Genomic DNA, 14,724 nt, shown 5'->3' on the forward strand with positions numbered 1-14,724 from the left:
CGCACGCTGACCATCCAAACACCCTGTTGAGTTCTCAAACAACACGCCAACTCAAGTCGATCCACTTAAAGGATTCGGCCTCAGCCGGAGCAACCTCTCAACTCTAACAGTCTCAGATCGCTCTGCAAACTTCGGGCCGCTTGACCCGTGTCACACACGATCGAGCCTCTATTGAGTCTCAAAGATTCCCGAGATTCAGCTTTCGGACCGCGCCTCAACTCTGTGAGTTTGTCGCTGGTCTCCGGCGGCTTCCGGACCAGGCCGTTTCGGCTCTGTTCCGTTCCCCCTCGGGCTAGGACAACATTACACGCCCTTCTGAGGGCATGAAACAGGGGGTCCCCTTTTTGATCGCGATGGCGCTGAGCTGCGGCGATACCGCTGCGACGCAACCGAACGGCCAGAAGGCGGTCCGAACGGGTGCGTCGGCGGGGCCGGCTTCGCGCGCATCGTCGCGAGGTCCTTGGTTCGAACCTAGGGGAAGGGTCCGACATTCCGGGGTCCTCGCGGTGAACAACCCGTTGCGATCGGTGTTCATGTGCCGGAGAAGGGAAGCGAGGCGCCGGCGCCGGGAGGCGGGTACGCGAAAGGGCCGGGTCCGTCTTTCGACGGGCCCGGCCCTTGTTCATGCTTTCGAGCGTTGCCGCTCAGGTCTTACGCCGCGACCTCGGTGGAGGTGGGGACGATGTTGACCAGCTTGCGGCCGCGCTTGGAGGAGAAGAGGACTTCACCCTCGGCCAGAGCGAACAGCGTGTCGTCGCCGCCGCGGCCGACGAGCTCGCCCGGGTGGTACTTGGTGCCGCGCTGACGGATCAGGATCTCGCCGGCGCTGACGTGCTGACCGCCGAAGCGCTTGACGCCAAGTCGCTTGGAGTTGGAGTCGCGCCCGTTGCGGGAGCTGGATGCGCCCTTCTTGTGTGCCATCTGTCCAACCCCTTACTTGGTGATGCCAGTGACCTTGACGCGGGTCAGCGGCTGACGGTGACCCTGGCGCTTGTGGTAGCCGGTCTTGTTCTTGTACTTATGGATCTTGATCTTCGGGCCCTTGGTGTGCTCGAGAAGTTCACCGCTCACCGTGACGCCAGAGGCGTCGGTGACCACAGTGCCTTCGTCGACGAGCAACACCGCAGGCAGCGTAAGCGTGTCGCCGGGCGCGCCCTGAAGCTTCTCGACTTCGAGGACGTCTCCTTCGGCGACCTTGTACTGCTTTCCGCCAGTCTTGACGATTGCGTACATGTCGACGCGGTCTCCTTGGGTCCTCCCCGGTGCGGGGAAATGAGTTCCCCGCAGGGGAACGGTGTTCTGTCAATTTCGCGGTGCCGTGCACCTGCCAGCCTGCGGTTCCGCGAACGTCACCTGGGCCGGCCCGCCGATCGAGCTCCGCGTTCATCCCCGGCGGTCCGGAGAGGAAAAGCTGAGGGCTCTATAGGCCGCTCACTAGGGTACGTCATGTACCCGCTGGTTCCGGCATCGGGATCAGCTCAGCGCCGCGAACGTCACAGTCCGCGGCGCCGGGCCGTCCTAGTGCTCGGACGCCGCCGATCCGGCTTCGTCGCCGGGTTCGGTGTCGGCTTCCGCTGCCCCGGTGGGCGAGTCAGCGGCGGTCTGCTCCTCGGCCAGGACCTCGTCGGCGTCCGCGGGGACGGCCTCCTCGGTCGCGGCGGCGAGGTCCAGCGGCTCGGTCTCGACGACGACCTCGGTCGCGGTGTCGGACTCCGCCGAGGTGATCGGCTCGTCGGTCTCGTCGACGATCGCGACGTCCTCGTGCTCGTGGCCGTGCTCGCCGAGCGCGGCGGCGATCTTCGCGGTCTCGGCCGCGGCCGACTTGACGTGCGGCTCAGGCTGGTCCTGCTGCTTCTGCTGCTGGTCCTGCTTCTTGGAGCGGTCGCGCTTCTTCTTGCCGCCGCCCTGGTTCTGCTGACCCTGGCCGCCTTGGGACTGGTTCGCGTTGGCGTTGCCGCCCCCGCCGCCGTTGCCCTTCTTGCGGGAGGTCCCCAGGATCTCGTCCGTGTGGACCATGACCCCGCGGCCCTTGCAGTGCTCGCACGGCTCGGAGAACGCCTCGATGAGGCCCTGGCCGACGCGCTTGCGCGTCATCTGCACCAGGCCGAGCGAGGTGACCTCGGTGACCTGGTGCTTGGTCCGGTCCCGGCCCAGGCATTCGGTCAGGCGGCGCAGCACCAGGTCGCGGTTCGACTCGAGCACCATGTCAATGAAGTCGATCACGATGATGCCGCCGATGTCGCGCAGGCGCAGCTGGCGCACGATCTCCTCGGCCGCCTCCAGGTTGTTCCTGGTGACGGTCTCCTCGAGGTTCCCGCCCTCGCCGGTGAAGCGGCCGGTGTTGACGTCGATCACGGTCATCGCCTCGGTGCGGTCGATGACGAGCGAGCCGCCGGAGGGCAGGTAGACCTTGCGGTCCAGGGCCTTGAGCAGCTGCTCGTCGACGCGCATCTCGGCGAAGACGTCCTTCGTGCCGGTGTGGCGCTTGAGCCGCGGCAGCAGCTCGGGCGAGACCGACTCGAGGTACTTGTGGATCTCGTCGTACGCCTCGTCGCCCTCGACCAGGAGCTCCTTGAAGTCCTCGTTGAAGACGTCGCGGACCACCCGGATGAGCACGTCGGGCTCGGAGTGCAGCACGCTCGGCGCGTTGCCCTTCTTCGCCTTGGCCTGGATCTCCTCCCACTCGATCTGGAGGCGGGAGATGTCGCGGGCCAGCTCCTCGGGGCCGGCGCCCTCGGCCGCGGTGCGCACGATGACGCCCGCGCTCTCGGGGACGAGCTTCTTGAGCGCCGCGCGCAGGCGGGTGCGCTCGCGGTCGGGGAGCTTGCGGGAGATCCCGGAGGCGTTGCCGCCCGGGACGTAGACCAGGTGGCGGCCCGACAGAGCGACGTGGCTGGTGAGGCGGGCGCCCTTGTGGCCGACCGGGTCCTTGGTGACCTGGACGAGCACTGCGTCGCCGGGTCGCAGGGCCTGCTCGATGGAGCGGGCCTTGCCGGCGAGGCCGGTGGCGTCCCAGTTCACTTCACCGGCGTAGAGCACGGCGTTGCGGCCGCGGCCGATGTCGACGAAGGCGGCCTCCATGCTAGGGAGCACGTTCTGGACCTTGCCGAGGTAGACGTTGCCGACCAGACCCTGGGTGCCGGACTTCGACACGTAGTGCTCGGCGAGGATGCCGTCCTCGAGGACAGCGGCCTGGGAGCGGCCGTTGCGGACGCGGACGACCATCTGGCGCTCGACCGCTTCGCGGCGGGCGAGGAACTCGGCCTCGCTCACGACCTGGACGCGGCCGCGGCCGGACTTGCGGCCGTCGCGGCGGCGCTGGCGCTTGGCCTCGAGACGGGTGGAGCCGGAGACACCGCGCACTTCCTCGTTCGAGGAGGTGCGGCGCTGCGGGGTGCGGACCTTGACGACCACTTCGGCGTCGTCGTCCGAGTCGTCGGGACGCGAGCGGTCGGAGTCCTCGGAGCCGGCGCGGCGGCGGCGACGGCGGCGACGGCGGGTCACTTCGGGGCCGTCGGCCTCCGAGTCCTCGTCGTCTTCATCGTCGGCCTCATGGTCGCCGGTCTCGTCCTCGTCCTCTGCGCCCTCGTCGTCGTAGGCGCCGTCGACGCCCTTGCCGCGGCCGCGGCCTCGGCGGCCACGGCGGCCGCGGCGGCGGCGGCCGGCCTCGGAGTCGTCATCGTCGTCGAAGTCGTCGTCGAACTCCTCGACGGCGGGGGCTTCGGCCTTCGGCTCCGGCTTGTCGGAGGCGCGGTCGGACCGCTCGGGGCCGCCCCGGTCGCCGGTCTTCTCGGCGGCGCGGCTGTCGGAGCGATTGCGGGTGCGCTTTCGCGTCGCCTGCTGCTCCTGGGGCTGGGCCTTCTTGGCCTGGGTCTTCTTCGCCTGGCCGCGGCGCGGCTCGGGCTCTTCCTCGCGCTGCTCGCGCTTGGCGGGTTCGGCCTTGGGCTCGGCAGCCTTGGGCTGGACCTTCGGCGGGGGGGCGAACATCGGCGCGACGGTGGCGGCGGCGCGGGGGCGCTCGGACCGCGGCGTCTCGGCCGGGGGCTCGTCGTTCTTGGGTTTCTGAGGAGCCATGAAGGTCACCGCAACCACGGGAACCTGTTCGCGCGGCTCGTTCTCGCGCATATGAATAAATCTCCATTCCAGCCGCCGCCCGGGCGCGTGATGCGGTGTGCATCCGCTGCCGCACGGGCGCGGCATCAGCAGTGCGGTCCTCCCGGCGTGGCGAGGCCGGCATCCGGCTCGCTTCGCCCAAGAGGCTGGCGAGCCATGCTCCGGCGCTCAAATCATGCCGTTCGGGCCGCACTGAAAGCCTCAACTCGCGCCGGGAATTCAACCTCTTTCCCGGCCGAGTGGTCAAGTCCGTCGCCGTCGTGAGGGACGCGGACAGGACATCTCCAGGTCGCACCGTCCGTAGCTGTGTGCGGTACGACAAGGTCGAGTATCGCACACTCTGCGTCATTCGCCGAGCCGGACAGCTGACCGGTGCCCACCGCCACGTCACCCGCTCGCGGGACCCACATGAGCGCCGTCACGATCGGGTGAGAAAACACGACTCCTCGTTGTTGGCACGGCGCGAGCGTGGCCCGTGTCCCATGTACTCGATAAGCTGTTTGCTGGCGCGTCAGCAGCGAGCCTCAGAGAAGGACACGACCATCGCACTCCAGGTGATCGACTCGGACAAGTCCGAGGAGCCCCAGGCGGACGGGAAACCCTCCACCTACCAGGGGCGGCATCGCGGTGCCGACCTCTTCCGCCAGCTCACGAGCGTGGGCTGGGTCCTCGCCGTCGTCGCGGTCCTGCTCGTCGCCGGCGCCACCGTCCTGTACTGGTCCTCCGGGGGCGGCGACGAAGAGCCCGCGGTCGAGGCCGGGAAGATCGACGACCTGTGCGCGATCTCGGTGAACCCCGAGCTGCTCGGGCCGTGGGCCGACACGGAGCAGGCGCGCAGCCCGGAGGAGACCTCGAAAGAAGAGGTGCGCACCTTCAACTGCACCTACTCGGCCGAGTACACCGGCGACGACGCGTACCGGCTGGTGACGCTCTTCTCAACCGTGCAGGTCTACGAGGACGCCGCGAAAGGCCGGGCCGCGTACGCCGGGGTGCTCGACTTCGAGGCCTCGAAGGGCTTCACGACCGAGGACGTGAGCGGCATCGGCGAGCAGGCCGCGGTCGTGACCGTGGCCGGAGGCGAGGAGACGCAGGTGCGGCTCCACATCCAGATCGCCAACGCGACGCTCAGCATCAACCTGTTCTTCACCGGCGTGCCGCCCGAGGGCGGCGATGTGCGAAAGCTGACGGAGGAACTGGGCGCGGGCCTCGTCGACGCGCTCCCCCGAGCGGCGAATTAGGCGGCTCCCTTTAAGCTGGCGGTGACTACCGCGGCGTCAAGTCGACACGCCGGGAATCATTCGCGGAGGATCATCGTGAGCGCCACACCACCCTATGGCCCGGCCTATGACGAGCAGCCCGAGGACGGGCAGCGGCCGGGCACGGGCCAGTGGCGGCCCCGGGCGGGCAGACCGCAGGGAGCGCAAGGCGAGCCCGGTCCGTACCAGAGCGGCCCCAGAGCCGGCGGACCGCAGGCCGGCGGGCCCCAAGCGGGCGGACCCCAGGGCGGCCAGCGCCCGATGCCGCAGGCGGGGCGACCCTCGCAGGATCCGCGCGGCGGCGCGCCGCGCGCGGGCGGGCCTTCGGCCGGCCGCGGGCCGCAGCAGGGCGGTCAGGGCGGCGGTTTTCAGGGACAGAGTCAAGGGCAGGGGCAGGGCCAGTCGCCGCAGCAGCCCGGGCCGGGATACGCGGGGCACCAGTCCCCTCAGCAGCAGTTCTCCCCGCAGTACGGGGGTTATGAGTCGCGGCGCCCGCAAGGGCCGGTGACGGGTGCGACGCCGCGCGCCGAGCGTCAGGACCAGCGGGGTGCCGGTTCGCCGCCGCGCGCCGGTTCGCCCTCGCAGCCGCCTCAGGGCGCGGGTGCGCCGCAGGCCCAGGGGCCGGGCGGTGAGCCGCTGTCGCGCAAGGACCAGCCGTTCGAGGAGACCGCGTTCGCGGACGAGTCCCGCGGCGAGTGGGGCGGCGGGAGCGAGACGACGACGATCGGGCGGCTCGGGTACATGCCGAAGGAGCCGCGGCGGCGTTCGGACTTCCAGAAGGTGCGCAGCCGGGCGCGCAAGTCGAGCCCGATCCCGAAGATCATCGGCGGGGTCGTGGCGCTGGCGCTCGTGGGCGGCGGCGTGTGGTGGTTCATGAACCGCGACGACGGCTCGGAGACGACGGGCGGCACGGAGACGAACCTGACGTTCGAGGGCAGCGGCGAGCCGTGCTCGCTGGTGGACGCGGGTCCGCTCGAGTCGGTCGTGAACGGTGCGGAGCCGACGGCGGTCGGGGACGCCGAGGACAAGAGCCGGGGGTGGGTGCAGACCTGCTCGATGACGTACGGCGAGGCGGAGCGGGCGACGGCGCTGCTCGAGGTGGAGAGCACGGTCTTCGACTCGGATGCGAAGGCGAGCGTCAACTTCGAGCTCGGCACGAGCGACATCGGCGAGCTGGGCGAGGCCTGGACGCTGGTTGAGCCGGCGCCTGGGATCGGCGACCAGTCGGCGGCCGTGTCGCGTGTCCCCGAGGACGGCGGGACGTCGAACTTCCACCTCCATGTGCAGGACGACAACACGTACACGGTGGTGCGGCTCTCGGTGGCGGAGGACGCCGGGATGGACCAGCAGGGTCTGACGGACCTGGCGCTGGCGATCGCGAACGGGTACTTGGCGAACTGGCGCGACGCGAGTTAGCGCCGGAAAGCGATGAGGGGCGGGGCCGATCGGCCCCGCCCCTCTTTCATGTCCCGGTCAGTAGGTGCGCATGGGCGCGCCGAACATCTGCGCTTCGATGGAGGTCGGGGAGCACCACAGGTACCGCTCCTTCTGGCCCTTGCGGAGCATGGCGATCATGTCGTCGTGCAGCATCTGGAGCCATTGCAGCACTTCCTGGTTGACGCGGATCGCCGAGCGGGCGATCTGGGCCTCTTCGGCGGTGAGCCGCTGCAGGACGGTCATGTGGGCCTCGCCGGTGAGCTCGTCCGCGTAGTTGGTCAGGCGCGGGAGCACGGTGAGCTGGGTGCGCCAGGGGCCGAGGACGGGCTTGGTCTGGGAGCCGCGCTCGCCGACGTCGTAGACGTACAGCGCCGGGGAGTGCTGGCTGGCCTCGACGGTGACGGGCTGGTCGCCGTGCAGGACGGCGAGGCGGTCGTTGCGGCCGGTCGCGGTCTCGCCCAGGCCGTTCCACTCCTGCGGGCGGGTGGTGCATACCGCGACGCGGGTGCCGATCGCCAAGGCGCGGAAGACGAGCAGGCGGGCGAGGTAGACGCCGCCGATGAGGTTGATGCGGGTCTCCTCCGGGCGGAAGAACGGGGCGACGACGGGCACCTGCTCGGCGTCGCGGCCGATGACGAGGCCGGAGGGCGGGCTGGCGGAGGTCATGAGCTCCAGGGCCCGCGGGGTGGGGATCTGCGGGGCGGGCTTGACCGCTTCGACGGGGCGGCCCGCGTCGTTGGCGGTCTCGACGGCGCGGTCGGTGACCGGGAGTCCGTAGACGGTGCCTTCGGTGGGGCCGGCGGAGACCGAGCCGATGCCGAAGAGGCCGGCCGAGGTCGGCAGGGAGCTGACCGGGCCGCCGGTGATCGGGGCGGCGCCGGAGTACGGCATGCCCGAGTAGGGCTGGGCCGAGGCGGGCTGCGCGGAGAACGGCTGGCCTGAGATGGGCTGGCCGGACACGGGCTGCGCGGAGACCGGGGAGACCGAGGGGGCGCTGACGGGCGCGGCGGAGACCGGCGCGACCGATGGCTGGGACGGCTGCGCTTGCGGCTGCGGCGGTTGCGTCTGCGGTGAGGCGGGCGGCTGGTACGGCGGCTGCTGCGGCCGGGGCGGTTGCGCGGCGGGCGGCTGCGCGGCCGGGGGCTGCGCCGGAGGCGGCGTGGCCCGGGCCGGGGCCGGCGGCTGGGCCGGGGGACGCTGCGGCTGCTGGTACTGCGGGGGCGAAGCCGGTTGCGGCGCTTGGCCTTGCGGCGACGGCGGGCGCATCTCGGGCGGGCGCGGCGTCTGCTGCTGCGGCGACACGGGCTGCTGCTGGGCCGGGCGCGGGGGCTGCGCGCCGCCTCGCGCGCTGGGCGGCGGTTGCGGCGGGGAGACCGGTCGGCTCTGCGGTGCGGGCTGCTGGCCTTGGCGCGCACCGTAGACGGCGCCTTGCGCGGGCTGGCCGGGCTGGCCGGGCTGGCTGCCGGTCTGACCGGGCTGGCCCTGTTGGCCGTAGACGGCGCCCTGCGGGGGCTGCGCGCCGCCGCGGGCGCTCGGCGTCGGAGGCGGGGTGGCCGATCCGGCGGTGCCGGCGCGGCCGATCTTGGCGGTGCCCGACGACTCGTCGTCGACGGCGCGGCGCTGGCCGCCCTGCTGCTCTTCGTCGTCGTCGGAGTGACGGCCGGTGCGGTGGGCGCCGCTCTGGTACGTGCCGCCCTGGTAGGTGCCGCCGCCGTAGACGTTGCCGTTGCTGTTGCGGTCGCTCATCGGGGGCCTCCTCCGGTGGGGGCGGATGCGTAGGCGGCGGGTCCGTGCTCGCCGTCGAGTCGCTGCAGGCGGACGCCGAGCTGGTCGGCGACGTTCAGCAGCTGGTTCTGGGCCGACTCCCAGGAGGACTGGTCGAGGGCGAGGCGCACGATCCCGTCGACGGCGAGCTGCCGTCCGGTGACGCGGCCGTCGGGGTTGACCTTGCCGTTCGCGCCGGCGGTGACGACGGTCGAGACGGTCACGAACGCGGCGGGCACGCCCGAGAGCGCGTCGCCCGTGCGGTGCAGGGACGCGGCGTCGGTGGGCCACTTGGTGATCCGGTAGGCGACGTGGCGCAGGCCGTCCGCGTACCAGTGGCTCCACTCCTCGGCGGTGCGCTCGCCCGGGACCGGTGCGAACGCCACACCGAGCGACTGCGAGACCGCTTCGCGGACGCCCTCGGCGTCGAGGATGCGGTTCGGGACGCCCACGTTCCCGAGGAGCTTGCTCACGCGCTGCGAAGTGCTCGCCAGCGCCTTGTACACGCCGTCGACCTCGCCGCCGCGCTCGGCGGTGGCCTCGCGGGCGTCGCGGGCGCCGAGGCGCACGGCGAGCCAGGCCTTGTGGTGGACGACGGCGGGGTAGTCGCCGAGGAGCTCGCGGTAGGAGCGGGAGGCGGGGCTGTTGTCGTAGGCGCTCAAGCCGACCGGGGTCGTGTGGCCGATGAGCTGGACGGCGGTGACGGGCACGGAGGTCTCGTCGAAGAGCCGTTCGAGGCGCTCGAGCGGGATGGCCTTGGTGCCTTCGTCGGTGGTGCCGATCTCGATGACGGAGAACCAGCCGCCGTTGTCGTGGCCGATGCCGACGTTCTCGTCGCGGTCCTCGATACCGGTGATGCCGAGGTCGGGGGCGATGCGGTGGAGGACCTCGGTGAGCTGCGCGGGGTCGAGGGCGCGGATGCGCCGCTTCATGCGGGATTTGAGCGGCCAGGTCTGGTACCACCAGTAGTCGCCCTTGCGCCAGAACACGATCACGAGGACGATCAGCGCGACGCCGCCGCCGGCGGCGCCGGGGATCATGCCGAGCGCGAAGCTCCCGAGCGCGAGTGTGAGCGCCAGCTCGATGGTGATGAGCTGCGCGACCGTGAGCGGGCCGAGCCTGCCGGTCGAACGGGTCGTGAACACGACCGACTCGCCGGGGGTCGGGCCGTTCCCCTGCTGGGCTTGCACGGACGCGGTGCCGCGAGCTTGCTGTTGGGCCTGCAGCATCGTCATGGGCGACGTCTCCAAGATGAAGGTGAGTGGTCGTATCCATCGTATGCGGACGAGTCCACCTCTTGGTCCCCCGCCCTTCCGGTGTTTCGCGCGGATACGGGTGGACCTGTCCGCTGGTTTCGCGGCGTTAGACTGACCGGGTGCGATTCCTCCCGCGTATACCTCTCCTTTCCGCCGTTCTCGCAGTGGGTGCGGCCGGAACGATCATTCTGGGCGTCACGCCTGCCGCTCCTCCTGCTCAGGCGCAGCAGGACGGGTGGGATTCCACGATGGCGCCCGAGGACGAGCGCGCGGCGTGCGTGCCGGCCCCCGAGGGCGGCGAGCCGCTGAACCAGCGGCCGTGGGCGAAGAACTTCATCGGTCTCGAGCAGGCGCAGCAGTACAACCGCGGCACGTTCGAGACGGGCAGCAAAGCGGGGCAGCCGGTGACGATCGCCGTCATCGACTCGGGTGTCGCCGGAGCCCGTGAGGATGTGTTCGGCTCCCGCCTGCTCGGTGGCTATGACGCGTGGGACGCGAGTTCCAAGGGCAAGTGCGATTCGGCCCAGAACGGGCACGGTACGGCGGTGGCGGCGATCGCGGCGGGGGGCCCGATCGGCACGGCGGGGACCATCGACTTCATCGGAGTCGCGCCTGAGGCGAACATCCTGCCCATCCGGGTTTTCACCGGCGGCGACAACGAGGGTGGCGACTCGTCGAAGAGCAAGGTGGTCGCTCAGGCGATCAACGACGCTGTGGCGCATGACGCCGACGTCATCAACGTCTCCTCGGTGATGGTCGAGACGCAGGAGCTCGCGGACGCCGTCGCGAACGCGATCGCGAACGGCGTGGTCGTGGTGGGCGCTACCGGCAACGACACCAAACACATGGACGACGAGTCCATCGAAGCGGACAAGCAGACGTTCTACCCGGCGAACTACCCCGAGGTCATCGCGGTGGGGGCGCACAACAAGGACGGCAACTGGTACAACGGCACCAACTTCGGGAACAACATCGACCTGCTGGCGCCCGGCGTGGAACTGGCCTACCCGTACGCCGGGGGCGACTGGGCGTCCAACAGCGGCACGAGCTTCGCGGCGCCGTTCGTCGCGGGGGCGGCTGCGCTGCTCAAGGGGCAGTACGGTGCCGAGGCGACGCCGGCGTGGATCCAGAAGCGCCTGCAGGAGACCGCGATCCACCCGCCGAACGAGTTCAACATCTACCAGGGGCACGGCATTCTCAATGTGGGCGCCGCTCTGACCGCGCCGGTGGTCCAGTCCGAGATCACCTCGGACACCGTGTCGCAGGAGCCGACCGGCGAGCCGAGCACCGTCCCGATCGCCGAAGAGGACCGCGAAGCGATCGTCGGCCTGGACCCGGACTACGACCCGCTGCGCCTCGAGAAGGCGATCGCCTGGGCGAGCGTCGGCGCTTCGATCGTGCTCGTCACGCTGGTCTTGGTGCTGAAGAAGATCGTGCCGAAGGGCCGCAGGCGCGGCTGGCGGCCGGGCACCCGAAAGACCGACATCGTCCCGGCTAAGGCCGCGACCGAGTAAGCGAAGCTTGGTGAATGGGCGGGACCGCTGCGGTCCCGCCCATTCGCGTACCGGCCTGGTCTTCGTTCCCATTCCCGTTCCCGGCGTCCGCCCGCAGACTTGGTCGGCCCTGGGCATGAAGAAACCCGGGCCGTCCTGGCGGACTACCCGGGTTTCCTGTCGTCTTCGAGCTGGGGGAAGCTGCTAGCCGCTGAAACGAGAGGCGTTGGCCGCCTCGGTGTCCATGTAGCGCTGCTTCGCGTTGTCGACCGCGCGGCCGACGGCTTCGAGGATGTCGTTGATCTTCTCGAAAGCCGCGTCCCACTGGGCCTTGGACTCTTCGTAGGCAGCCTTGTCGGTGCCTTCCCATTCGAGGGCGTCGAGCTTGGTGCGGAGATCGGCAAGCGTGCTGGTCATCGAGCCCGACCGCGACGCGATCTCAGCAGTTGCGGCTTCCAGCTGCTCGTAGCTCATAGAAATACGAGAACCCATGGTTCACCTCTTTCCTTAGTTTCGGGGGGAAGTCTTAGAGCTCGGCGTCGAAGGCGCCGAAGTCGGAGCTGGACTCGGCGTCCTGCTCCGCCTGCTGGGCGGCCGAGGAGTCGAGGCTGTCCGCGATGTCCTGGAGCGCGTCGAGGAGCTTGGCAGCCTCGGCGTCCCAGGCCTGCATGACGTTGGCGAACGCGGCGGCACCCTGGCCAGTCCAGCCCGCGGCGAGGTCGTCGCACAGGGCCTTCAGTGCGTCGAGCTCACCGTCGACGTCGAGCTTGGCGTTGACCGTGTCAGTCGCGGCTTGGGCGACTGTTTCTGTGTCCATTACGACACCGGCCATTTTTCACCTCCAAGTGATAGACCGGGGGCTGAGGCGCTAGCGACCTAGGCCTGCAGGGGTATCCCAGTGAGTTTCGATCGATTCCGCAGTCACCATAACCCGTCCGTGCAAACTCACCGGGTTGGCGGTGCGCCTCTGAGTTTACAAGCATCGGGCGAGGCCGTGTATCCCCACTTTGTGCCAGCTCCGCAGGTCCTCTTCCCCCGATCGGGTGAGCCAGAGCGACTGGATGTTCGATTGCGACGCAAGGGGTGCGCAAACCGGGTCAAGCGGGGTGAACGGCCGGCCGCAGAAGGGGGCGCGAGCCGGCCGCCGAATGTCGCCGAAGGCAGGGAACGTTCCAGGTGGCGGCGGGTGTCCCGCTGCTCCCGCTTTCGTGCCATGCGGGACGGCCTGTTCGGTCTCAGTGGCCGCAGCTCGGTATGCTGGTCTGAGCACTAGTCGAGCGACCCTGCCCTCCGCGTCACGCCGAACGGCCCGGGTCGATATCCCCCGTAAACCCGACGATTGTACTGAGGTGATGACGTTGGCGGACCCCGACGCTGTCGGCTACACAGCCAGCTACGACGCGAGCGAAGGCCTGTACACGGTCACGAACACCGCGACCAACCAGACGACTCAGATGACCGAGGAGTCCTTCGACGAGTTCATCTCCAAGATGGACACGACCATTCAGGATCTCGGGCTCTTCCGGAACCGGGTCCTCGACGGCACCGTCGTCACCATCCGCGAGAGCTGGAACCAGGACTACCTCAGCATGGGCGCCATGCAGGAGGTCGACGCGCTCAACCTCAAGCTCGGCGGGTTCGACGACGCGCTCGAGCTGCAGGAGGCGTACCGGACGGTCTTCTACCCTTCGCGCGCAGAGCAACTCGACCGGGTCGTGCACGGCCTGGACACGGGCCGCGTGGTCAGCGAGGACATCAAGAACAGCTACCTGGAGAACGACGGCAACGTCTCGGCCGACGTGGTCAACATCCAGAGCGAGTTCGACAGCAAGGCCGGCGGCATCACGGCCGGCGACGTGGACGAGGCCCGCTCGGAGAACACCCGCGGCAACGACATGCCAGCCACCGGCAATCAGCCTGGCGCCGACGGGACCGGCACCGGTACCGAAGAGCAGCCCCGGGTGCTCTAGTCCCCGTTCAGACCTGACCCCTAGGAAGGAGTCGAGATGGCCGCCAAAGGCAAAGGCGTCGACTACTACAAGAGCACGTACACCCACCAGCAGCTGTGGGACATGCTCCACGAAGGCGACGACTACACCGTCGAGCAAGCGGGCTACATCTGGGTCTCTGCCGCTAGCGGCATGAAGGCCGCGCGCGAGGAACTCACCACGCACGTTTCTTCACTGCGCCTGCAGTGGAGCGGACCCGCTTCGGATGAGTTCCACGGCCGTATGGAACTCGTCAAGCAGTACAGCGTCGAATCCGAAGAGGGCATGAAGACGGCCGGGGACACGAAGATCCCCCGCCTAGCCGAACACCTGAAGAGCGCCCAGGAACGGGCCAACGCATACCCCGAGTTCGGCTCCCTCAACCCGATGTACATCGACGAGTACGAGGATTGGGTCGAGAGCAAGAAGAAGGTCGACCCTGCAAGCGCTGAAGCGCAGTCGAAGAAGACTCAGTGGCAGCAGGAGTATCAGACAGACCTCAACAATCGGCACGAAGCCATGGCTCAGATCGTTGCTGACCTCGGTGACGAGTACGCACGGGCGAAGGAGGAGACTTTCGGCGAGCTGCCGCCGCCTCCTCCGAGTGACATGCCCGGCAACAACACCTACACGAAGCCGACCGGCGGTATCTTCTCCGAGACCGCGCTGAACTCGTCGAACTCGACGGGGAGTGTCCCTGCCGACCAGTCCGCGGACCTCGACGGCGACGGCTTCGCGGACGCTCCCGGCGACGACCTCGATCCCGTTGAGGGCGACTGGAACTACGGTTCCTACGACGACGTCGACAACACCAACGTGACCGGTGGTCTGGCCGGCGGTGGCGTCATTCCCGCTGGTGGTGGCGGCACCTTCACCACCGCTGGCGGCACTGGCATGGGCGGCTCCTCGCTCCCTGGCGGCACAGGGCTGTTCGGTCCGTCCCAGGGTGCCGGTTCGACCTCGGGCCGCGGCGCCGGGACCAGCCCGGCTCGCGCCGGCGCGAACGGCGGCAAGCCCGGCTCGAGCCCCGCTCGTTCAGGCGCGGGCAGCAACTCCCGAGGTAACACCGGGGGCCGTCTCTCGCAGTCGAGCCGCAATGCGATCGGCCGTGGCGGCAGCGGGAACAACCCCCGTGGCGGCACCCGCTCCGGGTACCACGACGATGACGACGAAGAGACCTACACCCGTGAAACCTGGCTGCGGGAGGACGATGTCGACTGGAGCCAGAACAACGTCCGTCGCGAGGAACTCGACGACGATGACGACGACTGACAGCCGCTGATCGACGTGTGAGGGGCGGACGGCTTGAGCCGTCCGCCCCTCGCTTAGTGACGGAAAAATAATGGCCTCATGCGCGGCGCGCCTGAGGGCCGTGAGTTTAGGGCAAAAGCCTGTTAGGATAGCGACGCCGCCCCGG

At 69.4% G+C, this 14,724-nt stretch carries 12 protein-coding genes; 5 read left to right on the forward strand and 7 right to left on the reverse strand.

Features of this window, described 5'->3' with window-relative positions; all coding sequences use genetic code 11:
- Positions 1–651: 651 nt before the first annotated feature.
- The 3 genes from rpmA to AB0K52_RS25290 all read right to left on the reverse strand — a co-directional run bounded on the left by rpmA (position 652) and on the right by AB0K52_RS25290 (position 4,125).
- Positions 652–921, reverse strand: a complete 270-nt coding sequence (gene rpmA / locus AB0K52_RS25280; protein WP_208496629.1) for a 50S ribosomal protein L27 — start codon at positions 919–921, stop codon at positions 652–654.
- A 12-nt stretch (positions 922–933) separates the two neighbouring features.
- Entirely contained in the window at positions 934–1,233 is a 300-nt protein-coding gene (gene rplU, locus AB0K52_RS25285) for a 50S ribosomal protein L21 (RefSeq protein WP_208496630.1), read from the reverse strand.
- A gap of 285 nt (positions 1,234–1,518) precedes the next feature.
- Positions 1,519–4,125, reverse strand: a complete 2,607-nt coding sequence (locus AB0K52_RS25290) for an Rne/Rng family ribonuclease (RefSeq protein ID WP_363537201.1) — start codon at positions 4,123–4,125, stop codon at positions 1,519–1,521.
- 542 nt (positions 4,126–4,667) lie between these two features.
- Here AB0K52_RS25290 and AB0K52_RS25295 point away from each other — a divergent pair.
- Positions 4,668–5,351 carry a hypothetical protein gene (locus AB0K52_RS25295; RefSeq protein WP_363537204.1) on the forward strand — a complete coding sequence of 228 codons (684 nt, stop codon included), beginning with the start codon at positions 4,668–4,670 and terminating at the stop codon, positions 5,349–5,351.
- Between the two features lie 522 nt (positions 5,352–5,873).
- The gene (locus AB0K52_RS25300) at positions 5,874–6,785 is read left to right on the forward strand and encodes a hypothetical protein (protein WP_363537207.1); all 912 of its coding nucleotides are present in this window, start codon (positions 5,874–5,876) and stop codon (positions 6,783–6,785) included.
- A 57-nt stretch (positions 6,786–6,842) separates the two neighbouring features.
- Here AB0K52_RS25300 and AB0K52_RS25305 read toward each other — a convergent pair whose 3' ends face one another.
- Positions 6,843–8,552 (reverse strand): hypothetical protein, encoded by a 1,710-nt coding sequence (locus AB0K52_RS25305; protein WP_363537210.1) that lies wholly within the window; start codon positions 8,550–8,552, stop codon positions 6,843–6,845.
- Positions 8,549–9,805, reverse strand: coding sequence for a type VII secretion protein EccE (eccE, locus tag AB0K52_RS25310; protein ID WP_363537212.1), 1,257 nt, complete (start codon positions 9,803–9,805; stop codon positions 8,549–8,551). Before eccE ends, AB0K52_RS25305 begins: the two co-directional genes overlap by 4 nt.
- Positions 9,806–10,074: 269 nt before the next feature.
- On the opposite strand from eccE, the gene AB0K52_RS25315 reads away from it, so the two are divergent.
- On the forward strand, positions 10,075–11,340 hold the full coding sequence (locus AB0K52_RS25315; protein ID WP_363537215.1) for a S8 family serine peptidase: 1,266 nt from the start codon (positions 10,075–10,077) through the stop codon (positions 11,338–11,340).
- Between the two features lie 183 nt (positions 11,341–11,523).
- Here the strand turns inward: AB0K52_RS25315 and AB0K52_RS25320 are convergent, their stop codons facing one another.
- Together AB0K52_RS25320 and AB0K52_RS25325 are read right to left on the reverse strand one after the other, a co-directional pair.
- On the reverse strand, positions 11,524–11,793 hold the full coding sequence (locus AB0K52_RS25320; protein ID WP_363537218.1) for a WXG100 family type VII secretion target: 270 nt from the start codon (positions 11,791–11,793) through the stop codon (positions 11,524–11,526).
- Between the two features lie 52 nt (positions 11,794–11,845).
- Positions 11,846–12,136, reverse strand: coding sequence for a WXG100 family type VII secretion target (locus tag AB0K52_RS25325; RefSeq protein WP_363537221.1), 291 nt, complete (start codon positions 12,134–12,136; stop codon positions 11,846–11,848).
- 535 nt (positions 12,137–12,671) lie between these two features.
- On the opposite strand from AB0K52_RS25325, the gene AB0K52_RS25330 reads away from it, so the two are divergent.
- Together AB0K52_RS25330 and AB0K52_RS25335 are read left to right on the forward strand one after the other, a co-directional pair.
- Positions 12,672–13,289 (forward strand): hypothetical protein, encoded by a 618-nt coding sequence (locus tag AB0K52_RS25330; RefSeq protein ID WP_363537224.1) that lies wholly within the window; start codon positions 12,672–12,674, stop codon positions 13,287–13,289.
- A 36-nt stretch (positions 13,290–13,325) separates the two neighbouring features.
- Positions 13,326–14,579 carry a hypothetical protein gene (locus tag AB0K52_RS25335; RefSeq protein WP_363537227.1) on the forward strand — a complete coding sequence of 418 codons (1,254 nt, stop codon included), beginning with the start codon at positions 13,326–13,328 and terminating at the stop codon, positions 14,577–14,579.
- The last annotated feature ends 145 nt before the right edge of the window (positions 14,580–14,724 follow it).

It is taken from the genome of Glycomyces sp. NPDC049804 (assembly GCF_040674615.1).
Lineage (GTDB): Bacteria > Actinomycetota > Actinomycetes > Mycobacteriales > Micromonosporaceae > Glycomyces > Glycomyces niveus.